The organism is Luteimonas soli, assembly GCF_042648865.1.
GTDB classification, from domain to species: domain Bacteria; phylum Pseudomonadota; class Gammaproteobacteria; order Xanthomonadales; family Xanthomonadaceae; genus Luteimonas; species Luteimonas soli.
The window spans coordinates 59830-83612 of the sequence record NZ_JBHRYA010000012.1; the positions used below are offsets into that span (position 1 = coordinate 59830).

At 68.8% G+C, this 23783-nt stretch carries 25 protein-coding genes; 21 read left to right on the top strand and 4 right to left on the bottom strand.

The features are described from left to right. The first annotated feature begins 487 nt into the window (after nt 1-487). Nucleotides 488-1261 (top strand): N-formylglutamate deformylase, encoded by a 774-nt coding sequence (gene hutG, locus ACFONC_RS14880; RefSeq protein ID WP_386745385.1) that lies wholly within the window; start codon nt 488-490, stop codon nt 1259-1261. 105 nt (nt 1262-1366) lie between these two features. On the opposite strand, the gene parE is transcribed toward hutG, so the two are convergent. Beyond that, nucleotides 1367-3274, bottom strand: coding sequence for a DNA topoisomerase IV subunit B (parE, locus tag ACFONC_RS14885; RefSeq protein ID WP_386745387.1), 1908 nt, complete (start codon nt 3272-3274; stop codon nt 1367-1369). Nucleotides 3275-3451: 177 nt separating this feature from the next. Here parE and ACFONC_RS14890 point away from each other — a divergent pair, with 177 nt between their 5' ends. The 10 genes from ACFONC_RS14890 to ACFONC_RS14935 all read left to right on the top strand — a co-directional run bounded on the left by ACFONC_RS14890 (nt 3452) and on the right by ACFONC_RS14935 (nt 11417). Continuing rightward, the gene (locus ACFONC_RS14890) at nt 3452-3760 is read left to right on the top strand and encodes a hypothetical protein (protein WP_386745389.1); all 309 of its coding nucleotides are present in this window, start codon (nt 3452-3454) and stop codon (nt 3758-3760) included. 172 nt (nt 3761-3932) lie between these two features. Further along, nucleotides 3933-5615, top strand: coding sequence for a CTP synthase (locus tag ACFONC_RS14895; protein ID WP_386745391.1), 1683 nt, complete (start codon nt 3933-3935; stop codon nt 5613-5615). Between the two features lie 139 nt (nt 5616-5754). Next, on the top strand, nt 5755-6588 hold the full coding sequence (gene kdsA / locus ACFONC_RS14900; RefSeq protein WP_386745393.1) for a 3-deoxy-8-phosphooctulonate synthase: 834 nt from the start codon (nt 5755-5757) through the stop codon (nt 6586-6588). Nucleotides 6589-6620: 32 nt separating this feature from the next. Beyond that, nucleotides 6621-7118, top strand: coding sequence for a hypothetical protein (locus tag ACFONC_RS14905; protein ID WP_386745395.1), 498 nt, complete (start codon nt 6621-6623; stop codon nt 7116-7118). After that, entirely contained in the window at nt 7115-8401 is a 1287-nt protein-coding gene (gene eno, locus ACFONC_RS14910; RefSeq protein ID WP_386745396.1) for a phosphopyruvate hydratase, read from the top strand. Before ACFONC_RS14905 ends, eno begins: the two co-directional genes overlap by 4 nt. Nucleotides 8402-8412: 11 nt before the next feature. Continuing rightward, nucleotides 8413-8754, top strand: coding sequence for a cell division protein FtsB (gene ftsB / locus ACFONC_RS14915; RefSeq protein WP_386745397.1), 342 nt, complete (start codon nt 8413-8415; stop codon nt 8752-8754). After that, complete coding sequence (gene ispD, locus ACFONC_RS14920) at nt 8751-9476, top strand: 2-C-methyl-D-erythritol 4-phosphate cytidylyltransferase (protein WP_386745398.1); 726 nt, start codon at nt 8751-8753, stop codon at nt 9474-9476. The genes ftsB and ispD overlap by 4 nt, the downstream gene beginning before the upstream one ends. 65 nt (nt 9477-9541) lie before the next feature. Continuing rightward, on the top strand, nt 9542-10027 hold the full coding sequence (gene ispF / locus ACFONC_RS14925; protein WP_386745528.1) for a 2-C-methyl-D-erythritol 2,4-cyclodiphosphate synthase: 486 nt from the start codon (nt 9542-9544) through the stop codon (nt 10025-10027). Then, nucleotides 10024-11085, top strand: a complete 1062-nt coding sequence (gene truD / locus ACFONC_RS14930; RefSeq protein ID WP_386745400.1) for a tRNA pseudouridine(13) synthase TruD — start codon at nt 10024-10026, stop codon at nt 11083-11085. The genes ispF and truD overlap by 4 nt, the downstream gene beginning before the upstream one ends. 86 nt (nt 11086-11171) lie before the next feature. Beyond that, entirely contained in the window at nt 11172-11417 is a 246-nt protein-coding gene (locus ACFONC_RS14935) for a hypothetical protein (protein ID WP_386745402.1), read from the top strand. A gap of 21 nt (nt 11418-11438) precedes the next feature. On the opposite strand, the gene ACFONC_RS14940 is transcribed toward ACFONC_RS14935, so the two are convergent. Further along, on the bottom strand, nt 11439-11993 hold the full coding sequence (locus ACFONC_RS14940) for a Smr/MutS family protein (RefSeq protein ID WP_386745404.1): 555 nt from the start codon (nt 11991-11993) through the stop codon (nt 11439-11441). A 109-nt stretch (nt 11994-12102) separates the two neighbouring features. Here ACFONC_RS14940 and surE point away from each other — a divergent pair, with 109 nt between their 5' ends. The 4 genes from surE (at nt 12103) to ACFONC_RS14960 (ending at nt 15101) form a co-directional block, all read left to right on the top strand. Further along, on the top strand, nt 12103-12885 hold the full coding sequence (gene surE, locus ACFONC_RS14945) for a 5'/3'-nucleotidase SurE (protein ID WP_386745406.1): 783 nt from the start codon (nt 12103-12105) through the stop codon (nt 12883-12885). Beyond that, nucleotides 12882-13565, top strand: a complete 684-nt coding sequence (locus tag ACFONC_RS14950) for a protein-L-isoaspartate(D-aspartate) O-methyltransferase (RefSeq protein WP_386745408.1) — start codon at nt 12882-12884, stop codon at nt 13563-13565. The genes surE and ACFONC_RS14950 overlap by 4 nt, the downstream gene beginning before the upstream one ends. 50 nt (nt 13566-13615) lie before the next feature. Then, nucleotides 13616-14269 (top strand): exopolysaccharide biosynthesis protein, encoded by a 654-nt coding sequence (locus tag ACFONC_RS14955; protein WP_386745410.1) that lies wholly within the window; start codon nt 13616-13618, stop codon nt 14267-14269. Nucleotides 14270-14330: 61 nt separating this feature from the next. Beyond that, nucleotides 14331-15101, top strand: a complete 771-nt coding sequence (locus ACFONC_RS14960; protein WP_386745411.1) for a peptidoglycan DD-metalloendopeptidase family protein — start codon at nt 14331-14333, stop codon at nt 15099-15101. A 94-nt stretch (nt 15102-15195) separates the two neighbouring features. Here ACFONC_RS14960 and ACFONC_RS14965 read toward each other — a convergent pair whose 3' ends face one another. Beyond that, nucleotides 15196-15567: an Mth938-like domain-containing protein gene (locus ACFONC_RS14965; protein WP_386745412.1), complete on the bottom strand. Its 372-nt coding sequence runs from the start codon at nt 15565-15567 to the stop codon at nt 15196-15198. A 12-nt stretch (nt 15568-15579) separates the two neighbouring features. Continuing rightward, nucleotides 15580-15891, bottom strand: coding sequence for a ribosome assembly RNA-binding protein YhbY (gene yhbY / locus ACFONC_RS14970; RefSeq protein ID WP_386745414.1), 312 nt, complete (start codon nt 15889-15891; stop codon nt 15580-15582). 97 nt (nt 15892-15988) lie between these two features. Between yhbY and rlmE the strand changes: the two genes are divergently transcribed. From rlmE to putP, 6 genes are all read left to right on the top strand, one after another. Next, nucleotides 15989-16621, top strand: coding sequence for a 23S rRNA (uridine(2552)-2'-O)-methyltransferase RlmE (gene rlmE, locus ACFONC_RS14975; protein ID WP_386745416.1), 633 nt, complete (start codon nt 15989-15991; stop codon nt 16619-16621). A 30-nt stretch (nt 16622-16651) separates the two neighbouring features. Beyond that, nucleotides 16652-18550 carry an ATP-dependent zinc metalloprotease FtsH gene (gene ftsH, locus ACFONC_RS14980; RefSeq protein ID WP_386745418.1) on the top strand — a complete coding sequence of 633 codons (1899 nt, stop codon included), beginning with the start codon at nt 16652-16654 and terminating at the stop codon, nt 18548-18550. Between the two features lie 189 nt (nt 18551-18739). Then, nucleotides 18740-20842, top strand: a complete 2103-nt coding sequence (locus ACFONC_RS14985) for a tetratricopeptide repeat protein (protein ID WP_386745420.1) — start codon at nt 18740-18742, stop codon at nt 20840-20842. A gap of 109 nt (nt 20843-20951) precedes the next feature. Next, nucleotides 20952-21122, top strand: coding sequence for a hypothetical protein (locus tag ACFONC_RS14990; protein WP_386745422.1), 171 nt, complete (start codon nt 20952-20954; stop codon nt 21120-21122). A gap of 1 nt (nt 21123) precedes the next feature. Next, entirely contained in the window at nt 21124-22020 is an 897-nt protein-coding gene (folP, locus tag ACFONC_RS14995) for a dihydropteroate synthase (RefSeq protein WP_386745423.1), read from the top strand. A 224-nt stretch (nt 22021-22244) separates the two neighbouring features. Beyond that, the gene (gene putP / locus ACFONC_RS15000; RefSeq protein ID WP_386745425.1) at nt 22245-23753 is read left to right on the top strand and encodes a sodium/proline symporter PutP; all 1509 of its coding nucleotides are present in this window, start codon (nt 22245-22247) and stop codon (nt 23751-23753) included. Nucleotides 23754-23783: the final 30 nt, after the last annotated feature.

Consider the following 23783-nt stretch of genomic DNA (forward strand, 5'->3'; position numbering starts at 1 on the left):
AGCTCGCGGCTAAAGCTGCTCCCACAAGGGCAATGGCAGGGCAAAGGCTCGCGGCTTCCGCCGCTCCTACGAATCGTGGGGCTGTTGCTGTTGTTCTCGCTCTTGACCTTGATCTTGGGGCCCCTCCGTAGCGGCGGAGGGGGCGGATCAGACCCGCAGGGCGCCGCGCATGGATGCGCGGCGTTTTCCGCGAGGGCAGGATGCCCTCTCGGAAAATCCCGCCGGCTTCGCGAACCCGGTGCGCAGCACCGGGCGCGAAGGCGGGGTGTGCTTTCTTTGCGCCAGGTTTTTTTGCACAAGCAAAGAAAGGTGGCTCGCGCCGTCACGGCGCGAAAGCTTTTGATGTTCGTCGCAAAAGCAACTCGCTTTGCTCGCTCCCCTCATCCGGCGCTTCGCGCCACCTTCTTCCACACGCGGGAGAAGAGTTTGCCCGCACCGATCGGCCGCCCAGCGCCACCCGCGCCGCCGGCGGGGTTAGGATTCGCCCATGGACATCTTCACCCTGCATCGCGGCACCGTGCCCCTGCTGGTCAGCGTGCCCCATGACGGCACCCGCATCCCGCCCGACATCGCCTCGCGGCTGAGCGATTCCGCACGCCGGGTGCCCGACACCGACTGGCACATCGCCAAGCTGTACGCCTTCGCGCGCGGAATGGGCGCGTCGATGATCGTGCCGGTGCATTCGCGCTACGTGGTCGACCTCAACCGCGCCGAGGACGACGTTTCGCTGTATCCGGGCCAGAACACCACCGGCCTGTGCCCGGTCGTGCAGTTCACCGGCGAGCCGGTGTACCTCAAGGGCGGAGAGCCGGACGAAGCGGAGGTGCGCGCGCGCGTCGACCGCTACTGGCGCCCCTACCACGAGGCGCTGCAGGGCGAGCTGGCGCGCATCCGCGCCGAGCACGGCCGCGCGGTGCTGTGGGAAGGCCATTCGATCCGCGGCGAGCTGCCGTTCCTGTTCGACGGCCGCCTGCCGGACCTCAACCTTGGTACCGCGAACGGCGCGAGCTGCTCGCCTGCGCTGCAGTTGCGCCTGGAGCAGGTGCTGTCCGCGCAGGACGACTACGGCTTCGTCGCCAACGGCCGCTTCAAGGGCGGCCACATCACCCGCCACTACGGCGATCCCGGCAACGGTGTCGATGCGGTGCAGCTGGAGATCAGCCAGCGCGTCTACATGGATGAGGAGTCGTACGTCTACGACGACGCGAAGGCCGTGCGCGCCCAGGCCCTCATCCGAAGGCTCCTGGAAGCGACGCTGTAGGTCGGGGCTACGTCCCCGACGCGCTTCTCCGGCAACCGGGGGCGTCGGGGACGTAGCCCCGACCTACGTCGGAGATCGCTGCGGCCGGACCATGGCGTGCAGCTGTCAGACCTCCAGCGTCGCCAGGTCGCCCTTTTCCTCCAGCCATGCCTTCCTGTCACCGGCCCGCTTGCGCGCCAGCAACATGTCCATCAGCGAACGCGTCTGGTCGGCGTCGTCGATGGTCAGCTGCACCAGCCGGCGGGTGTCGGGATGGATGGTCGACTCGCGCAGCTGCGACGGGTTCATCTCGCCCAGGCCCTTGAAGCGGGTGACGTTGACCGCGCCGGACAGGCCCTTCTTGCGGTCGCCCTTCTCGCGTTCGATCTTTTCCAGCAGCAGGCGCTTTTCCTCCTCGTCGAGCGCGTAGAACACCTGCTTGCCCACGTCGACGCGGAACAGCGGAGGCATCGCCACGAACACGTGGCCGGCGGCGACCAGGCGCGGGAAATGCTTCAGGAACAGCGCCGAGAGCAGGGTGGCGATGTGCAATCCGTCGGAGTCGGCGTCGGCGAGGATCACGATCTTGCCGTAGCGCAGGCCCGAGACGTCGTCCTTGCCCGGATCGCAGCCGATGGCGACGGCCAGGTCGTGGACTTCGTTCGAGGCCAGCACCCCGCCGGAGGCGACTTCCCAGGTGTTGAGGATCTTGCCGCGCAGCGGGAGGATCGCCTGGAAGTCCTTGTCGCGCGCCTGGCGCGCGCTGCCGCCGGCCGAGTCGCCTTCGACGAGGAACAGTTCGGTGCGCGAGAGGTCCTGGCTGATGCAGTCGGCGAGCTTGCCGGGCAGGGCGGGGCCCTGGGTGACCTTCTTGCGGGTGATCTGCTTCTCGGTCTTCAGGCGCGCGCTGGCGCGTTCGATCGCCAGCTGCGCGATCTTCTCGCCGGTGGCGACGTTCTGGTTCAGCCACAGCGAGAACGCGTCGTGCGCCGCGCCTTCGACGAAACCGGCGGCCTGGCGCGACGACAGCCGCTCCTTGGTCTGGCCGCTGAACTGCGGGTCGGTCATCTTGACGCTGAGCACGAACGCGACCCGGTCCCAGACGTCTTCCGGCGCCAGCTTGACGCCGCGCGGCAGCAGGTTGCGGAAGTCGCAGAACTCGCGCAGCGCATCGGTGAAACCCGTGCGCAGGCCGTTGACGTGGGTGCCGTGCTGCGCGGTGGGGATCAGGTTGACGTAGCTCTCCTGCACCAGGTCGCCGTCGGGCACCCAGGCCACGGCCCAGTCGACGACTTCGGTGTCCTTCTTCTGCGAGCCGGTGAACAGCTGCGGCGGCAGCAGCTCGCGGTCGACCAGCTCGCCGCGCAGGTAGTCGCTCAGGCCGTCCTCGTAGCGCCACTCGTTCTTCTCGCCGCTGGCTTCGTCCAGCAGGCGCACGGTCAGTCCGGGGCAGAGCACGGCCTTGGCGCGCAGCAGGTGGCGCAGTGCGCGCAGGTTGAACTTCGCGGTGTCGAAGTACTTCGGGTCGGGCCAGAAGCGCAGCCGGGTGCCGGTATTGCGCTTGCCGACGCTGCCCACTTCCTCCAGCTTCGAGGCGCGGTCGCCGTTGGCGAACGACATCAGGTATTCGCTGCCGTCGCGCTTGATGTACACGTCCAGCCGCGTCGACAACGCATTGACCACGCTCACGCCGACGCCGTGCAGGCCGCCGGAGAAGGTGTAGTTCTTGTTGCTGAACTTGCCGCCCGCATGCAGGCGGGTGAGGATCAGTTCCACGCCCGGGATCTTTTCCTCGGGGTGGATGTCCACCGGCATGCCGCGGCCGTCGTCGGCCACCTCGCAGCTGCCGTCGGCGTGCAGCACCACCTCGATCTCGCGCGCGTGCCCGGCCAGGGCCTCGTCGACCGCGTTGTCGACCACCTCCTGGGCGAGGTGGTTGGGGCGGGTGGTGTCGGTGTACATGCCCGGGCGGCGTTTGACCGGGTCCAGCCCCGACAGGACTTCGATGTCGGCGGCGTCGTAGCGTGCATTCATTCGTGTTCGGCCATTCGTGTTCGGCGCAGGTGTGCGGGATCGAGCGCATAGCTTAACGATGCGCGCGGGTTAAAAGCCCGTTGTTCAGTGGCCGGCGGGGGTCGACCGGCTAGCGTTCGACCCTCGCTTTGGGGAGCGATTGCCGGAAACACCACCATTTCTTTCGGGAGAACACCCATGAAGCAATCCAGGATCCTGCTCGCCGCCGTGATCACCGCCGCTTTCGCCGCTCCGACGGCCTTCGCCCAGTCGCAGACCGACGCGGCGCAGGCCGAGCAGGCTGCGCAGCAGGCGCAGGAGTCGGCCGAAGCCGCGGAGGCCGCGGCCACGGCTGCCGAGGCGCAGGCCCAGGCCGCCGAGGACCAGGCGCAGGCTGCCGAAGGCCAGGCCACCACGGCCATGGACGCCAGCGACGACGCGGCCGCGGCCGCCGGGCAGCCGGTCGAGCCCGAAGAAGAGCTCGAGCCCGAGGAAGAAGAGAACTGAGGCTGCGCGGCATCGCGCTGCCGTTCCAGGCACACCAACGCCCCGGCTTGCCGGGGCGTTTTTCGTTGCGGCACGGGCTGGCGATGCCGCGGACGCCACGTTTTTCGGCCGGCAGGCTCACGGGGGCGCGCCGAACCGGTAGAATGCGGATTTCCAGCGACCTGTCGATCCCATGACTTCCCCTGGCTCCGTCACCCCGCTCGTTTTCGTCACCGGCGGCGTGGTGTCCTCCCTCGGCAAGGGCATTGCCGCGGCTTCCCTGGCGGCCATCCTCGAGGCGCGCGGCCTGCGCGTGACGATGATGAAGCTCGACCCCTACATCAACGTCGACCCGGGCACGATGAGCCCGTTCCAGCACGGCGAGGTGTACGTCACCGACGATGGCGCCGAGACCGACCTGGACCTCGGCCACTACGAGCGCTTCGTCAACACCCGGCTTTCGGGCAGGAACTCGATCACCGCCGGCAAGATCTACGAGAACGTCATCCGCAAGGAGCGCGCCGGCGACTACCTCGGCGCCACCGTGCAGGTGATCCCGCACATCACCGACGAGATCAAGCGCTGCATCGACACCGCCACCACCGGCTTCGACGTGGGGCTGGTGGAGATCGGCGGCACGGTGGGCGACATCGAGTCGCTGCCGTTCCTGGAGGCGATCCGCCAGATCCGCACCGAGCGCGGCCCGGACAAGGCGCTGTTCATGCACCTGACGCTGGTGCCGTACATCGCCGCAGCGGGCGAGCTCAAGACCAAGCCCACCCAGCACTCGGTCAAGGAGCTGCGCTCGATCGGCATCCAGCCCGACGTGCTGCTGTGCCGCAGCGAGCAGCCGCTGCCGGACGGCGAGCGGCGCAAGATCGCCTCGTTCACCAACGTCTCGGAAAAGGCCGTGATCTCGGTCATGGACCTGGACAACATCCACAAGATCCCGATGTGGCTGCATGCCCAGGGCCTGGACCAGGTGGTGGCCGAACGCCTGCGCCTGGACGACCGCGCCGCGGAGTCGGCCGACCTGTCGGAGTGGCTGGCCGTGGTCGAGGCCGCCGAGTACCCGATCGACGAGGTCACCATCGGCATCGTCGGCAAGTACGTCGACCACAAGGACGCCTACAAGTCGGTCGGCGAGGCGCTCAAGCACGGCGGCATCCGCCAGCGCACGCGCGTGAACCTGAAGTGGCTCGAGTCGCAGGACATCGAGCGCGACGGCGCGGCCAAGGTGCTCGAGGGGCTGGACGGCATCCTGGTGCCCGGCGGCTTCGGCGACCGTGGCTTCGAGGGCAAGGTGCTGGCCGCGCAGTACGCGCGCGAGAACGGCATCCCGTATTTCGGCATCTGCTACGGCATGCAGGCCGCCGTCGTCGACGTGGCCCGCAACCTGGCCGGGCTGGAAGACGCCAACAGCACCGAGAACGACAAGCGCACCCCGCACCCGGTGATCGGCCTGATCACCGAATGGCGCACCCAGTCCGGCGAGATCGAGCGCCGCAGCGAAGGCAGCGACCTGGGCGGCACCATGCGCCTGGGCCTGCAGGAGCAGCGCATCAAGCCCGGCACCAGGGCGCACGAGATCTACGGCAGGGACGTCGTCGCCGAGCGCCATCGCCACCGCTACGAGTTCAACAATCGCTACCGCACCCAGCTCGAGGAAGCGGGCCTGGTGATCAGCGCCAAGTCGATGGACGACTTGCTGGTGGAAATGGTGGAACTGCCGAACCACCCGTGGTTCATCGCCTGCCAGGCGCACCCGGAATTCTTGTCCACGCCGCGCCACGGCCATCCGCTGTTCATCGGCTTCGTCCGCGCCGCGCGCGAGCAGCGGGCCGGTGGCAAGCTCCTCAAGGAGGCGTCGGCGTGAGTTTGAACACGCCGCGAACCGGCTCCCTCCCCTTCAAGGGGAGGGCTGGGGTGGGGATGGTGTTCCCCGCCGCCTTCGCAAAGCCACCCCATCCCCACCCAACCCTCCCCTTGAAGGGGAGGGCTTCAGAGCGTTGCCAATGAAACTCTGCGGATTCGACGTTGGTCTCGACCAGCCGATCTTCCTGATCGCCGGCCCCTGCGTGATCGAGTCGATGCAGCTGCAGCTCGACGTCGCCGGCCAGCTCAAGGAGATCACCTCCGCGCTCGGCATCAACTTCATCTTCAAGTCGAGCTTCGACAAGGCCAACCGTACGTCGGGGACCAGCTTCCGCGGCCCCGGGCTGGAAGAGGGCCTGAAAGTGCTCGCCGCGGTGAAACAGCAGATTGGCGTGCCGGTGCTCACCGACGTGCACGAGTACACGCCGATGGACGAAGTCGCCAGCGTCGTCGACGTGCTGCAAACGCCGGCCTTCCTCGTGCGCCAGACCGACTTCATCACCAAGGTCTGCGCCGCCGGCAAACCGGTCAACATCAAGAAGGGCCAGTTCCTGTCGCCGTGGGAAATGAAGCCCGTCGTCGACAAGGCCAAGGCGACCGGCAACAACGACATCATGGTCTGCGAGCGCGGCGCCAGCTTCGGCTACAACAACCTGGTCAGCGACATGCGCTCGCTGGCGGTGATGCGCGACACCGGTTGCCCGGTCGTCTTCGACGCCACCCACTCGGTGCAGCTGCCGGGCGGGCAGGGCGGCAGCAGCGGCGGCCAGCGTGAATTCATCCCGGTACTGGCGCGCGCGGCCGTGGCTGTGGGCGTGAGTGGACTGTTCATGGAAACCCATCCGCGGCCGGAAGAGGCGCTGAGCGACGGCCCCAACGCGTGGCCGCTGCCGAAGATGCGCGCGCTGCTGGAAACCCTGCTGGCGCTGGATTCGACCACCAAGAAGAATGCGTTCCTGGAAAGTTCGCTCTGATGGAGGGAAGGCCTGTCCGAAGAAGGTTGCATATGAAGCGCTGCATTACGCATGCCGCTTCCATGCTGCTTTTGTTGTGGGTAAGCGGAGCCAATGCCTGCGTCACGTTCCCGCCCATCGAGACACCGGACATCCGTAAAGTTGCCGACTCTGCCGATATCGTGGCCGTCATTCATGTCGATCAGGTCGGGTGGCGGACTCCCGAAGAAGAAGCCGAGTTTCATCGCCTTTGGGAGCGTCCGCCGATGGATGAGGCGTTTTCCTATCCCGCCCGTTCGGCGCAATTCAGTGTGGAGCGAATTTTCAAGGGACAGGTTCCGGCCAATGTGTCGATCCGGAGCGGTTCCGTTGATTGCGAAATCATCCTGACAGAAGGTCAGGACTATGTGTTGTTTGCAAACCTGCCTTCCGACGATGATCGGCTCGTGCCGCTGCGTGGCACGTTCCCCCTGGACGCAACCAGGCACAGCGCGGCTTTATTGGCCGACCTGGAATCCCACTTCACCCACTCCAATTCGACCTCGCCATGACCACGATTACCCATGTCCACGCCCGCGAAATCCTCGACTCCCGTGGCAACCCCACGCTTGAAGCCGAAGTCACGCTCGCCGATGGCAATGTTGGCCGCGCGATGGTGCCGTCCGGCGCTTCCACCGGTTCGAAGGAGGCGGTGGAACTGCGCGACGGCGACAGGACCCGCTACCTGGGCAAGGGCGTGCTGAAGGCGGTGGAGAACGTCAACACCACCATCGCGCAGGCGCTGGCCGGTTTCGATGCCGATGACCAGGTCGCGCTCGACAAGCGTTTGATCGACCTCGACGGCACCGAGAACAAGGGTCGCCTGGGCGCCAATGCGCTGCTCGGTGTGTCGCTGGCCAATGCGCACGCGGTGGCGGCGTCGAAAAAGCTGCCGCTGTGGAAGCTGCTGGCCGGCGATCGCGCACCGGTGCTGCCGGTGCCGATGATGAATATCATCAACGGCGGTGCCCACGCCGACAACAACGTCGACCTGCAGGAGTTCATGGTGCTGCCGGTGGGCTTCGACTCGTTCTCCGAAGCCTTGCGCGCCGGCGCCGAGATCTTCCACGCGCTCAAGTCCGTGCTCAAGGGCCACGGGCTTTCCACCGCGGTCGGCGACGAGGGCGGCTTCGCGCCGGACCTGCGCAGCAACGTCGAGGCCCTCGACACCATCCTCGAAGCCATCGGCAAGGCCGGCTACCACGCCGGCGAGGACGTGCTGCTGGGCCTGGACGTGGCCAGCACCGAGTTCCACGACAACGGCAAGTACCACCTGGTCGGCGAGGGCAAGCGCCTGACCAGCGAGCAGTTCGTCGATTTCCTCGCCGGCTGGTGCGAGGAATACCCGATCGTCACCATCGAGGACGGCATGTCCGAGGACGACTGGGACGGCTGGACGCAGCTGACCACGCGCCTGGGTGGCAAGGTGCAGCTGGTTGGCGACGACCTGTTCGTGACCAACCCGCGCATCTTCAAGGACGGCGTCGAGCGCGGCGTGGGCAACGCGATCCTGGTCAAGGTCAACCAGATCGGCACGCTCACCGAAACCCTGGAAGCGATCGCGATGGCCGATGCGGCCAATTACGCCGCGGTGATCTCGCATCGTTCCGGCGAAACCGAGGACACGACCATCGCCGACATCGCCGTGGCCACCACCGCCACCCAGATCAAGACCGGCTCGCTGTGCCGCAGCGATCGCGTGGCCAAGTACAACCAGTTGCTGCGCATCGAGCAGGCGCTGGGCGCCGATGCGCGCTACGCAGGCCGCGATGCGTTCGTGTCGCTGAAGCGCTGACGAGGCCGCCGATGCGCGTGCTGCGGATCACGGCCCTGGTACTGATCGCGCTGCTGGCGTGGCTGCAGTACCGGCTGTGGTTCGGGCACGGCGGCGCCGGCGACGTGCGCGCGCTGTCGCAGCAGGTCGAGCAGCAGCGGCGCGACAACGGCGGCCTGCAGCAGCGCAACGACGCGCTGGCCGCCGAGGTGGCCGAACTCAAGAGTGAAGACGGCGGCGCCGCGGTCGAGGAGCGCGCCCGCAGCGAGCTGGGCATGATCAAGCCGGGCGAGACGTTCTACCGCGTGGTCGAGGACCGGCGGCCGGTGCGTCCGGCCGGCGAGGTCGATGCGGCAACGGAGGGTGGCCAGTGAGCCCGGACCAGGTCCGCGGCAGGCTCTGGGCCGTCGTCCCTGCCGCCGGCCGCGGCGCGCGCTTCGGCGGCGACGTGCCCAAGCAGTATCTCGACGTGGCCGGCGAACCGTTGCTGGCGCATGCGCTGCGCGCGCTGCTGGCGCACCCCAAGGTGAATGGTGCGGTGGTGGTGCTGGCCGATGGCGACGAGCGCTGGCCGGGCTGGGCCGAGTTCGAGGGCAAGCCCCTGCGAACCTGCATCGGCGGCGATGCGCGCGCCGATTCGGTGCTGGCTGGCCTCGCCGCGCTGCCGGACGAGGTGCGCGCCGACGATTTCGTGCTCGTCCACGACGCCGCGCGCCCGAACCTCTCGGCCGCCGACCTCGACCAGCTGCTCGAGCGCGGCCGCGGCGATCCGGTCGGCGCGATCCTCGCCGCGCCGGTGCGCGACACGCTCAAGCGCTCCGGCGACGACGGCGGCATCGACCGCACCGAGCCCCGCGAGCGGCTGTGGCGCGCGCTGACGCCGCAGCTGTTTCGTCGCCTGCAGCTGTCCCGCGCGCTGGAGGCGGCACGCGACGCCGGCATCGAAATCACCGACGAATCGATGGCGATGGAGCGCCAGGGCCACCGTCCATTGCTGGTCGAGGGCGCCGAGGACAATTTCAAGGTCACCACGCCGGCGGACCTGGCGCGGTTCGAGTTCGTGTTGGCGAGGAGGGGGCTGGGAGCTGGGGGCTAGGGTCTGGGAAGATCCAACCCACATCCCCGATCCCCGATTCCAAGTCCCCAGCCCCCAGCCCCCAGATCCCTATGAACATCCGCATCGGCCAGGGTTACGACGTCCACGCCTTCGGCGAAGGCGACCACGTCATGCTCGGCGGCGTGCGCGTGCCGCACGGGCGCGGCGTGCTCGCGCACAGCGACGGCGACGTGGTGCTGCACGCGCTGTGCGACGCGATGCTCGGCGCGCTGGCGCTGGGCGACATTGGCCGCCACTTCCCGCCGTCGGATCCGCGCTGGAAGGGCGCCGATAGCCGCGCCTTCGTCCGCCACTGCAACGAACTGCTGCGCGAACGCGGCTGGAAGCTCGGCAACGCCGACGTCACCGTGATCTGCGAGCGGCCGAAAGTCGGCCCGCACGCCGACGCGATGCGCACGCTGATCGCGGGGGACCTTGGCGTCGACATCGATGCGATCAGCGTCAAGGCCACGACCAGCGAGGCGCTGGGCTTCATCGGCCGCGGCGAGGGCATCGCAGCCCAGGCGGTTTGCCTGCTCGTGCCTGCATGAGCGAGGCGGCACTGCCGGCGGCCCACGGCGGGGCGGTGCTGTCGGCGACCATCCGGACCAGCCCCGAGGATTTCTTCGTCGAGGAAATCGATGCGTTCGCCGCCAGCGGTGCGGGCGAGCACCTGTTGCTGACGGTCGAGAAGCGCGGCATGAACACCGCCTTCGCCGCGAAGCTGCTTGCGCAGCGGGCCGGGGTCGGCGAGCAGGCGATCGGTTACGCGGGACTCAAGGACCGCCACGCCGTGACCCGGCAGCGCTTCAGCGTGCACTTGCCGGGCCGCCCTGCGCCCGACATCGAAACGCTGCAGGTCGAAGGACTGCGCGTGCTTGATCACGCATGGCACGCGAAGAAGCTGCCGCGCGGCGCGCTGGCCGGCAACCGCTTCCGGCTGGTGCTGCGCGACGTGCAGGGCGCGCGCGCCGCGATCGACGCGCGCCTGCGGATGATCGCGGAAACCGGCGTACCCAACTATTTCGGCGAACAGCGCTTCGGCCGCGAAGGCGCGAACCTCGGCAACGCGCTGGCGATGTTCGCCGGCAAGCGGGTTGCCCGGGCGCAGCGCACCCACCTGCTGTCGGCGGCGCGTTCGGAACTGTTCAACCGGGTGCTGGCCGCGCGCGTGCATGACCGGTCGTGGAACCGTGGCCTGGAGGGCGAAGTTTGGGTGCTCGACGGCAGCCGCAGCGTGTTCGGGCCCGAGCCCTGGAGCGAAGTGTTGGCCGAGCGCTTGGACCGCTTCGACATCCATCCAGGTGCGCCGCTGTGGGGTCGCGGCGAACTGCGCACCACCGGCGCCGCGCGGCGGATGGAGGAAGCCGTCCTCGCCGATGACGACGCGATGGCGCTGCGTGCCGGGCTGGAGTCGGCCGGCCTGCGCCAGGAGCGACGCGCAACGCGCCTGCGCCCGGAGGCGCTGGCGTGGGAGTGGCAGGGTGACGACGGGCTCGTACTCGCGTTCTCCCTGTCGCCTGGTACCTATGCGACCACGGTACTGGCGGAACTGGGGCCCATACACGATCTGCAGGGCGGCCAGCGACCGTTCGTCGGAAACGCATGAGCGGCACTGGCCGGGCGAAACCGGCGGCGTAGAGTCGGAGTCGACGCATGGCATCGCGCCATGCGCCGGCAACCAGGAGAATCGCCATGAAAGCCATTCCCGGTATCGTTGTCGTGTCGCTGCTGTCGGTCGGCCTGCTGGGATGCACCAGCGCCGGCACGCGTTCGGCCTACGTCGCTCCCGCCGCTGTCGACAACGCGGCGGTCCCTGAAACAAGGACGGTCCCCAGGGCGGAGTACATGGCGGAAGTCGAGAAGCTCGCCCGCCAGCAGGGCGTGCGGGTGCACTGGGTGAATCCGCCGACCAAGCGCGTTTCCATCGTTTCCCGCTGACGCAACGGCGCAAGCTCCGGCTCAGCGCTTGCCGAGCAGCACCAGCACCGCGCCGCTGCCGCCCTGCGCGGACGGCGCGGAATGGAACGCCAGCACGTCGGCGCGCTGGCGCAGCATGCGGTCGACCAGGTTCTTCAGCGGCGGGATGCGGCTGTCCGAGTGCAATCCCTTGCCGTGGATGATCCGGACGCAGCCGATGCCGGACTCGCGTGCGGCCTTCAGGAAACCGCGCAGCAGCGCCTCGGCCTGTGCGAGATCGGCGTGGTGCAGGTCCAGTTCCTCCTGCGCGGAATACTCGCCGCGCCCCAGGCGCCGCAGCACGCGCGGCGGTACTTCGTCGCGCCGATACTGCAGGGCGTCCCCGGTTTCCAGCGCACCCGCATCGAGCATGCGGTGGAATTCGCTGCGCGCGTCGTCCTCGTCGCGCCGGGCCATGCGCGGTACCGGGCGCGGCCTGGGCGACGCCGGCGGGAGCGGGGCAGGCGGCAGTTCGCGCACCGGGCCGACCGCGGCGCGAAACAGTGCGGCGTCGTCGTCTGGCGGTTCGTCCCCGGGCGGGTCGCGGCGCTTGCTCATGCCCGAAGCCTAGCGCGGCGCGGCCAGCCGCGCATCGCACGGCAGGCGGTCGCGCGCATCCGCTATCATGTCGTGCAATGCACGGCGATGGGGCACGGAAGAAGGGTTCATGCGCGTACTGGTGAGCAACGACGACGGTGTGGATGCACCCGGCATCCAGGCTCTGGCCAGGGGATTGCGCGCAGCCGGCCATGAAGTGCTGGTCGTCGCGCCCGACCGCGACCGCTCCGGCGCCAGCAACTCGCTGACCCTGGACGCGCCGGTGCGGGTGGTCCAGCAGGCACCGGCCGTGTGGCGCGTGCACGGCACGCCGACCGACTGCGTCCACGTCGCCATCACCGGGATGCTCGAGGAAGAGCCGGACATCGTGGTTTCCGGCATCAACAACACCGCCAACCTCGGCGACGACGTCATCTATTCCGGCACCGTGGCCGCGGCGATGGAAGGCCGCTTCCTCGGCCTGCCCGCGGTCGCGGTTTCGCTGGTCACCGCCGACCACGACGGCCGCCACTACGACACCGCCGCGCGCGCCGCGGTGGAAATCGTGGCGCGGCTGGCTGCCGATCCGCTGCCGGCCGACACCATCCTCAACGTCAACGTGCCGGACCTGCCGTGGGAGGAGGTCGCCGGGTTCGAGGTCGCGCGCCTGGGCAACCGCCACCGCGCCGAGCCCTGCATTCCGCAGCAGGATCCGCGCGGCCGCGACTGGTGGTGGATCGGTCCGGCCGGCCCCGAGCTCGACAGCGGCGCAGGCACCGATTTCCACGCCGTGCGCACCGGCCACATCTCGATCACCCCGATCCACGTCGACCTGACCCGCTACCAGGCGCTGGAGCAGGTCGCCAGCTGGGTCGACGGCCTGGCCCAGGGCCTGCGCGAGGACGCCGCATGACCGCGCGCATGCGCCTGCATCCCGAGGCGATCGGGGTGGGCATGACCTCGCAGCGGGTCCGCGACCGCCTGATCGAACGCTTGCGCGACAACGGCATCGCCGACGAGCGCGTGCTCAACGCCGTGCGCACCGTGCCGCGGCACCTGTTCGTCGACGAGGCGCTGGCCACGCGTGCCTACGAGGACACCGCGCTGCCGATCGGCCACGGGCAGACGATTTCGCAGCCCTGGGTGGTGGCGAAGATGACCGAAGCGCTGTTCGCCAACGGCGCGCAGCCCAAGAAGGTGCTGGAGGTCGGCACCGGTTCGGGCTACCAGGCCGCGATCCTGGCCGCGCTGGGGCTGGAGGTGCACACGGTCGAGCGCATCGGCGAGCTGCTGCGCACCGCGCGCAAGCGCTTCCGCGCGCTCGGGTTCAACATCCGCAGCAAGCACGACGACGGCCGCATCGGCTGGCCGGAGAACGGCCCGTTCGACGGCATCGTCGTCACCGCCGCCGCGCCCGCGCTGGTCGACGCGCTGACCGCGCAGCTCGCGCCCGGCGGCACACTGGTGGCGCCGGTGGGCGGCAGCGGCGCGCAGTCGCTGCTGTGCCTGCGCAGGGACGCCGACGGCGTGGTTGACCAGGCCAACCTGGCGCCGGTGGTGTTCGTGCCACTGCTTTCGGGCCTGGTCGATTGAGCGCCATGGCGGCCGCACGCAGGTGCCGGTTGCCGTGACGGGAACGCGACATGAATGAACCCCGATCCCAAGCCGGCGTCGACGATTCGGCGTCGCTCGGCGAGCAGCTCGCCGCGATCATCGAAGCCCTGCCCGAGGACCACCTGACGCTCGGCGAGCTGCTCGACGTGTTCGGCGACGAGGGCCTGCTGCTGCTGACGATGCTGCTGACGCTGGTGTTCCTGATCCCGGTGTCGATCCCGGGCGTGAGCACCGTATTCGGCGCAGCGATCCTGCTCGTCGGCATCAGCCGGCTGGCCGGGCGGCCGCTGTGGCTGCCGGCGCGGCTGCGGAACAAGGCACTGCCGGCCGACCGGCTGCGCCCCGGACTGACCGCTGGCATGGCCTGGGTGCGGCGGCTGGAACGGATCAGCCGGCCTCACAGGCTGCCCGCGCTGGTCGTCGGCCGCGTCCAGAACCTGTTCAACAACCTCGCGTTCATCCTCGCCGCGCTGCTGCTGATGGCGCCGTTCGGCTTCGTGCCCTTCAGCAACACGCTGCCAGCGCTGGCGCTGCTGTTCCTGGCCGCCGGTCTGATCCAGCGTGACGGCGTCGCGGTGCTGCTGGGCTACCTGGCCAATGTGGGAACGATCATCTACTTCGGTATCCTGATCGGCGGTGGCGGCGTGGCCGCGCGCGAACTGTGGCAGCGGCTGGCCGCTTGAGCGCTTCGTCCACAACAGATGGCGCCGCCGCAGTTGGCCCGACTGGAGACCCGCAAGACGCATGACAACGACGAAACGTCCCGGAAAGACCTCGCCCCGCATCTTCGTCGCCGGCCTGGCAGTGCTGGCGCTGCTCGTTCTGGCCGCCTGCTCCAGCTCCGTCGTGCGCGAAGGCGGTTCGCGCGTATCGACGCCGAAGTATGGCGCCACGGCCGTGGTCAAGCGTGGCGACAACCTGTACCGGATCGCCACCAACAACGGCATCACCACCCTCGACCTGGCGACGTGGAACGACATCGACCCGCCGTACACGATCTATCCGGGCCAGCGGCTGCGGCTCTACCCGAGCGATGGGCGCCGCACCGCCGCCAGGCCTGCGCCATCGCGATCGGCATCGACCACGAAGCAGCCGGCGCCGTCGGCCACGCGTCCCACGCCGCCGCCTGCCGCCGCCTCCAGCCCCTTCAGCTGGCGCTGGCCCACCGAAGGGCAGATCGTCGGCACCTACCGCGCGGGCGACCCGACCCGGCAGGGCATCGACATCGCCGGCACCGGCGGCCAGCCGGTGCGCGCGGCCGCGGGCGGCGTGGTGGTGTATTCGGGCTCGGGCCTGGTCGGCTACGGCGAACTGGTGATCGTCAAGCACAACGACGAATGGCTCTCGGCCTACGGCCACAACCGCGCCCGGCTGGTCAACGAAGGCCAGGTGGTGAAGGCCGGCGAACAGATCGCCGAGATGGGCCGCAGCGGCGCCGCCCGCGACATGCTGCACTTCGAGATCCGCTACAACGGCAAGCCGGTCGATCCGAGGGCGTATCTGCCGAAGCGCTGAGCCGCGGGGATCCCGTAGGTCGGGGCTACGCCCCCGACACCCGCGCAGCATCCGAAGCCGTCCGCCGAAAAGCCGTCGGGGGCGTAGCCCCGACCTACGACAGAACGAACCCCGCCACCACCTTCCGCCCTTCGCTGGCCAGCACGTTGAACGTGCGCGCGGCTGCAGCATTGGTCATGGTTTCCAGGCCGATGCCCTGTGACAGGCAGGCGGCCATGGTTTCCGCCGGCGGGAAGGCCTGGGTTTGGCCGCTGCCCAGCAGGATCAGCTCGGGTTCGAGTTCGAACAGCGGCTGCAGGTCGGCCGGCGCCATCGCAGTGACGTCCACGACCGACCATTTCTCGACCAGCGTGCGCGGCGAGATGACGAAGCTGCGCTCCAGCTTGCGCTCGTTGACCAGCGCCGAAGCGCCGTCGGCGCCGCGCAGGAAGAAGTCGTAGTCGGGGCGTTCGAGGGTGAGTTGCACGGGGCCGAATCCCTAATCCCGGGCCCTGGGCAGCACGATCCGCCGCTGCTCCTCGTTGGGCCGGTACAGGATCGCGACGTGGCCGATGCGCTGGACCAGCACCGCATCGGTACGGGCAGCCAGTTCGCCGATGATCGCGTCGCGCGCTTCGCGGTCGGTGGCGGCGACCTTCACCTTGATCAGCTCGTGGTGCTCCAGCGCACCGGCGACTTCGGCCACGACCGGGTCGGTCAGGCCCTTGCCGCCGACCTGCAGCATGGCGTTGAGGTCGTGCGCCTGCCCGCGCAGGAAACGGTTCTGGGCCGCGGTCAGGACGATCGGCATGCGCTGGATCAGGTCGGGGAACAGGCGTGCAGGGTATCATGGCGGCCCCGCAACGCCCTGATTTCCGGGCACTTCCCCCGGCTCCCGATCTTCTCCCATGGCCACCCGCAGCAAGAGCAGCCAGCGCTGGCTGAAAGAGCACTTCTCCGATCCCTACGTCAAGAAGGCGCAGGCGGAGGGGTTGCGTTCGCGCGCGGCCTACAAGCTCGAGGAGCTGGTCGAACGCGACCGCCTGCTCCGGCCCGGGATGGTGGTCGTGGACCTGGGCGCGGCCCCCGGTGGCTGGTCGCAGTGGGTCCGGCAGGCTCTGGGCGACTCGGGACGGGTGCTGGCCCTGGACATCCTGGACATGCCGCCGCTGGCCGGGGTGGAGTTCCTTCATGGGGATTTCAGGGAGGATGAAGTCCTATCGACGCTGGAAACGATGCTCGGCGGGGCCGAAGTCGACCTTGTCCTGTCCGACATGGCCCCCAATAAGAGTGGTGTGGATGCCGTCGACCTGCCGCGGGCCATGCACCTGGCGGAGCTGGCGATGGATTTCGCCGACCACCACCTGCGGACCGGCGGCGCGCTGCTGATCAAGCTGTTCCAGGGCGTGGGCTTCGACGATTACGTGCGGGAACTGCGGCGGCGCTATGCCAAGGTGGTGATCCGCAAGCCGGCTGCCTCGCGCAAGCGTTCGCCGGAAGTGTATGCGCTGGCGCAAGGCAAGCTGGCACAAATCAAGTAAGGTTGCGGCGTTGCCGCGGAGCGCAATTGAATGAATGACCTGGTCAAGAATCTGATGCTTTGGGTGGTCGTCGCCGTCGTGCTGATGGTGGTGTTCCAGAGCTTCAGCCCGAAAACCGCGGGTGGCAGCGACGAGATCATCTACTCGCAGTTCATGACCGACGTCCGCAACGACCGCATCAAGGCCGTCGACATCGCCAGCGACGAGCGCTCGATCAAGTTCACCCGCACCGACGGCAGCAAGGGCATCACCACCGCCCCGCGCCGCGACGAGCGCATGGTCGACGACCTGATGAACCACCGCGTGGAGATCAAGCAGGCGCCGCCCGAGTCGGGCATCACCATCTGGGGCCTGCTGATCAACTTCCTGCCGGTGCTGCTGATCATCGGCTTCTGGTTCTTCATGATGCGGCAGATGCAGCAGGGCGGCAGCAAGGGCGCGATGTCCTTCGGCCGCTCGCGCGCCAAGCTGCTCAATGAGGACCAGACCAAGGTCACCTTCGCTGACGTCGCCGGCTGCGACGAGGCCAAGGAAGAAGTGTCCGAGCTGGTCGAGTTCCTGCGCGATCCGACCAAGTTCCAGAGGCTCGGCGGCAAGATCCCGCGCGGCGTGCTGATGGTCGGGCCGCCGGGCACCGGCAAGACGCTGCTGGCCAAGGCCATCGCAGGCGAGGCCAAGGTGCCGTTCTTCTCGATCTCCGGTTCGGACTTCGTCGAGATGTTCGTCGGCGTCGGCGCCAGCCGCGTGCGCGACATGTTCGAGCAGGGCAAGAAGCACGCGCCGTGCATCATCTTCATCGACGAGATCGACGCGGTCGGCCGCCATCGCGGCGCCGGCTTGGGCGGTGGGCACGACGAGCGCGAGCAGACGCTCAACCAGCTGCTGGTCGAGATGGACGGCTTCGAGGGTGGCGAGGGCGTGATCGTGGTCGCGGCGACCAACCGTCCCGACGTGCTCGACCCGGCGCTGCTGCGCCCGGGCCGGTTCGACCGCCAGGTCGTGGTCGGCCTGCCGGACGTGAAGGGCCGCGAGCAGATCCTGCGCGTGCACATGCGCAAGGTTCCGCTGGCCGACAACGTCGAGCCGATGATCGTGGCCCGCGGCACGCCCGGTTTCTCCGGCGCGGACCTGGCCAACCTGGTCAACGAGGCGGCGCTGTTCGCCGCGCGCGAGAACGCGAAGGAAGTCCGCATGGACCATTTCGACAAGGCGCGCGACAAGATCATGATGGGCGCCGAGCGCCGTTCGATGGCGATGAGCGAAGACGAAAAGACGCTGACCGCCTACCACGAGGCCGGCCACGCCATCGTCGGCCGCCTGGTACCCGAGCACGACCCGGTCTACAAGGTCACGATCATCCCGCGCGGCCGCGCGCTGGGCGTGACCATGTACCTGCCCGAGGGCGACAAGTACAGCTACAACCGCACCGCGATCGAATCGCAGCTGTGCTCGCTGTATGGCGGCCGCGTGGCCGAGGAGCTGATCTTCGGCGAGGACAAGGTCACCACCGGCGCGTCCAACGACATCGAGCGCGCGACCAAGATGGCGCGCAACATGGTCACCAAGTGGGGTCTGTCGGACGAGCTGGGGCCGATCGCCTATGGCGAGGAGGACGACGAGGTGTTCCTCGGCCGTTCGGTCACCCAGCACAAGAGCGTGTCCGACGACACCGCGCGGCGCATCGACGAGGTCGTGCGCGGGATCCTCGACAAGGCCTATGGCCGCACGACGAAGATCCTCACCGACAACCTCGACAAGCTGCACGCCATGGCCAAGCTGCTGCTCGAGTACGAGACGATCGACGTGCCGCAGATCGACGCGATCATGGACGGCCGCGATCCGCCGCCGCCGATGGGCTGGACCGAGGGTGGCCCGGCGACGGACAAGCCCAAGCCGATCACCATCGGCGGACCCGCGGCGCAGACCTGACTGCCGTCGCATGCAATGCCTGAAGGCCGGAGCCCGCTCCGGCCTTCGCTGTTTCTCGCAGGAGCGGCAGCCGCCGCGGGCTCCTGAGCCTGCTTCCGAGGCAGTGCTCGCGCACAGTTGCGCGCCCGGTGGCCATCCAGCAGACTCGAGGGTGGAGGCCGGTGCGATGCCGGCGGAAGGGGCGCCATCGTGGCGGGGGCAAGGGGGTTCTTCGGCGAACTCAGGCGCCGCAACATCTTTCGCGCCGCTGCGATCTACCTGGCGGCCGTATGGGCGCTGGCGCAGGGGTTCGCGCAGTTGCAGCCGGTGGTCGGCGCGCCGGAATGGATCACGCGCGCGCTACTGGTCGCGGCCGCGATCGGCTTTCCGTTCTGGATCGCGTTCGCCTGGTTCTACGAATTCACGCCGGCCGGCCTGAAGCGCGAGAGCGAGGTCGCGCCCGGCGAATCCATCGCGCGCGCGACCGGGCGCAAACTCGATTACTGGATCATCGGCATCCTCGCGGTGGTCGTGGTGCTGCTGCTGACCGAGCGCCTGATGCCAAGCACCGAAGCGCAGGCCGCGGCGTCCGGCAAGTCGATCGCGGTGCTGCCGTTCGAGAACCTGAGTGGCGACGAGGATGGCGAGTACTTCGTGGTCGGGATGCAGGATGAAATCCTGACCCGGCTGGCGAACATCGGCGACCTCAAGGTGGTGTCGCGCACTTCCACGGAAAAGTACCGCTCGCACGCGGAAAACCTGCGCGAGGTCGGCCGCGAACTGGGCGTGGACACCATCGTGGAAGGCAGCGTGCAGCGTGCCGCCGACAAGGTGCGCATCTCCGTCCAGCTGATCGACGCGGCGAGCGACACGCACCTGTGGGCGCATAGCTACGATCGCCAGATGCACGACGTGTTCGCGGTGCAGAGCGACGTCGCGGGCCGCATCGCATCGGCGCTCAAGCTGAAGCTGCAGCCCGCCGAGGCGCAGGCCATTGCGCGCGCGCCGACCGCCGACCCGATGGCCTACGACCTGTTCCTGCGCGCCGAATACCTTGCCGATCGCGGCGGAACCGACATCGATACCGTGCTGCTGGAACAGTCGCTGGCGCCGTACCAGCGCGCGATCGCCCGCGATCCGTCCTTCGCGCTGGCGCTCGCGCGGCTGTCCTACGCGCAGAGCCTGCTGGCCTGGTTCGGCGAGGGGATTGCCGGGCTGGATGCCGATGCGCTCGCGGCCAGCGCGCGCAGCAACGCGGAGCGGGCACTGGCGCTGGACCCGGAACTGGCCGACGCCTACGTCGCCAAGGGCTTCAGCGACTACTACGGACGCAGGGACTACGACGCGGCGCTGGCCGCGTTCGCCACCGCGCAGCGCCTGCGTCCCAACGATGCCGGCGTGATGGCCGCTGCCGGCTACGTGTACCGGCGGCTGGGGCGCCTCGACGACTCCATCCGCAAGCTGGAAGAGGCGCTTGACCACGACCCGCGCAACTCGCGCATCGCGGGCAACCTGGCGGCCACCTACATGGTCGTGCGGCGCTATGCCGAAGCCGAGGATGCCAACCGGCGTGCGCTGGCGGCCGACCCGGACAACGTGACGGCGCTGGCGCTCCTGAGCGCTGCCATCCTCAACCGGACCGGCGATCCGGCGCGCGCGCTGGCGGTGCTCCAGAGCAAGCACCCCACCGTGCAATCGCAGAGGGTGTTGTTGCTGTGGATGCTGGGGCGCTATCCCGAAGCGCTTGCCGTCCTGGAATCGATTCCGGACACACCGGACAATTTCGGCGGACAGCGCGGCGCCACCAAGGCGGCACAGCTTGCCTGGCTGTACCGGGACATGGGCGATGCCGCGCAGGCGCACCGGTACTACCTGCAGGCCGAGTCCGGCAGCCGGCAGGCCCTCGTCGATGCCGAGGCCGGCGGCGACCCCGTGACGCTGGCGCAGGCGCTGCAGTACATGGCGGATGTCGAACTGGGACTGGGGCGCACCGCGGAGGCGTTGCGGCTGACCGATCGGGCGCAGGCCCTGGTCGAAGGCCTCGACGACACGTACCTGATCCCCATCCTGGTCAGCAGCAATGCCTTCCTCTATGCGAGTGCCGGGCGTGCCGACCGCGCAGTGCCGCTGCTGGATCGGATCCTCGCGTCGCCGATCGGCGGCATGGCCTATTCGTCGGCGCTGTTGCCAATCGACCCCGACCTCGACCCGATCCGCGACGACCCGCGCTTCATCGCCCTGCTGAAGAAGTACCCGCCGCCGATGGAGGCGCAGGGCGACGCGCCGCGCGGGACGGCCATTCCCGTGCGCTGATCGCTGCCGGCGCAGCGGATGGGCCGGCGTCGGCCCGGGCGCGCGGATTGCGCATCGCGTCGCGACGGGGCAGAGTCCCCCTTCGGCTTTTCGCCTCCGGAGCATGCACATGACCGAACAGCGAGGCAGTCCCGGCAGGCGCGCCGGCGCCGGGATGGCGGTCGGTATCGCCGTGGGCGTCGCGATCGGGATCGCGATGAAGAACATCGCCGTCGGCATCGCCATTGGCGTTGCCATCGGTGCCGGATTGGTGGCCCGCGAGAAAAAGAAGCAGGACTGAGATGTTCGATACCGTTCCGCAACTCGACTGCGCCGGCCGCATCCTCAGGTTCGATCGCCCGCAGGTGATGGGCATCGTCAACGTCACCCCGGATTCGTTTTCCGACGGCGGCGAACACTTCGGTGCCGATGCCGCCATCGCGCATGGGTTTAAGCTGGCAGGGGAGGGCGCCGACATCCTCGACGTCGGCGGCGAATCCACGCGCCCGGGCGCGGAAGCCGTGGCGCCGGAGGAGGAACTGCGCCGCGTCCTGCCCGTCATCGAGCGCCTGGCGAAGGAAACCGGGCTGCCGATCAGCGTCGACACCTCGCATCCGGAAGTGATGCGCGCCGCCGTGGCCGCGGGCGCGGGCATGATCAACGACGTCTACGCACTGCGCCGCGAAGGTGCGCTCGATGCGGCGGCGGAACTGGGCGTGCCGGTGGTGCTGATGCACATGCTGGGCGAGCCGCGCTCGATGCAGGACGACCCGCGCTACGACGACGTCGTCGCCGAGGTGCATCGTTTCCTGGCCGAGCGCATCTTCGCCGCCGAGATGGCCGGCATCGACAAGAAGCGGATCGTCGCCGACCCCGGCTTCGGGTTCGGCAAGACCCGCGACCACAACCTCGCGCTGCTCGCGCAGCTGCAGCGCTTCACCGAACTCGGCGTGCCGGTGCTGGCCGGCCTGTCGCGCAAGAAGACCATCGGCGAGATCACCGGGCGCGACTTGCCTGCCGACCGCATCCACGGCTCGGTCGCCGCGCACCTGGTCGCCGCCCAGCGCGGAGCGATGCTGCTGCGCGTGCACGACGTGGCCGCCACCGTCGACGCGCTGGCGGTGTGGAACGCGGTCGCCGCGGTGCCGATGCCACGCGTCGAGGCGAAACCGGCGATCCGCTGGCCCGACGACGACTGATCCGCGGCCCGCAGCGGACCGCCTGGCCAAACTTTCGCCGCCCCGCGCGAGGCCGCGGCATGACTGGCCTCGCGCGACTTGTCCACAAGCCCCGAGCCCCGGTTGTCCACAGCCACTGTGAACAACCGGGGCTGAAACGCCCCCTTGATGTGCGTTAGGGTGGCGAATTCGCGTGCCGCAATGGCGGCGCCCATTCGCAAGAAACAAAGGGGAAACCAGCACCCATGACAGCCAGCACGCCGCTCCTGGTCACCTTCCTGATCTACCTGTTCGTCGTCGTCATGATCGGCTTCGTCGCGTGGAAGTCCACCAAGGACTTCGACGACTACATCCTCGGCGGGCGTTCGCTCGGGCCGTGGGTGGTGGCGCTGGCCGCCGGCGCCTCGGACATGAGCGGTTGGCTGCTGATGGGGTTGCCCGGCGCGCTGTACCTGGGCGGTGTGTCCGAGAGCTGGATCGCGATCGGCCTGATCCTCGGCGCGTTGGCCAACTGGCGGTGGGTGGCCGGGCCGCTGCGCGTCTACACCGAGCGCGCAGGCGACGCGCTGACCATCCCGGATTACTTCACCAACCGCTTCGCCGACCACGACCGCGTGCTGCGGGTGCTGTCGGCGATCGTGATCCTGGTGTTCTTCGCGGTGTACTGCGCCTCCGGCGTGGTCGCCGGCGCGCGCCTGTTCGAGAGCGTGTTCGGGCTGCCGTACGAGCAGGCCCTGTGGTGGGGCGCGGCTGCGACCATCCTCTACACGCTGGTCGGCGGCTTCCTGGCCGTCAGCTGGACCGATACCCTGCAGGCCGGCCTGATGTTCTTCGCGCTGCTGCTGGCGCCGTGCCTGATCCTGATGAACAACGGCGGTTTCGAGGCCAGCGTGGACGTCGTCCGCCAGTTCGACGCGTCCCGGCTCGACTGGTTCGGCGGCGGCGCGGTCGGCGTGGTGGGCGTCGTGTCGGCGCTTGCCTGGGGACTGGGCTACTTCGGCCAGCCGCACATCCTGGCGCGCTTCATGGCCGCCGACAGCGTCAGGACGATCCGGCCGGCGCGCTGGATCGGCATGACCTGGATGATCCTGTGCCTGGCCGGGTCGCTGGGCGTGGGTTTCTTCGGCATCGCCTACTTCGCCAACCATCCGGGCGAGGCTGGTCCGGTCGAAGCCAATGCCGAGCGGGTGTTCATCGAACTGGCGAGCCTGCTGTTCAATCCCTGGGTCGCAGGCGTGCTGCTGTCGGCGATCCTCGCCGCGGTGATGAGCACGCTGTCGTGCCAGCTGCTGGTGTGCTCCAGCGTGATGACCCAGGACTTCTACCACGGCTTCCTGCGCAAGAACGCCAGCCAGAAGGAACTGGTCTGGGCCGGCCGCATTTCGGTCGCGATCATCGCGCTGATCGCGCTGTGGATGGCGCGCGACCCCGACAGCAAGGTCCTCGGGCTGGTCAGCTATGCGTGGGCCGGGTTCGGCGCCGCGTTTGGTCCGGTGGTGATCCTGTCGCTGTTCTGGCAGCGCATGACCCGAAACGGCGCGCTGGCCGGCATCGTGGTGGGCGCGGCGACGGTGATCGCGTGGAAGCTGGTCGCGGTCGACCAGATGGGTTCGGGCCTGTACGAGATGGTGCCGGGCTTCATCGCCGCGACCGTGGCCATCGTGGTGGTCAGCCGCCTCGACCGCGAGCCGCCGCAGGATATCCAGGTCGTCCACCAACAGGTGCGTGCCTCGCTGCGCGAAACCGGCTACTGATGCCCTGACCCCATGCGAGCCGGCTGAAGG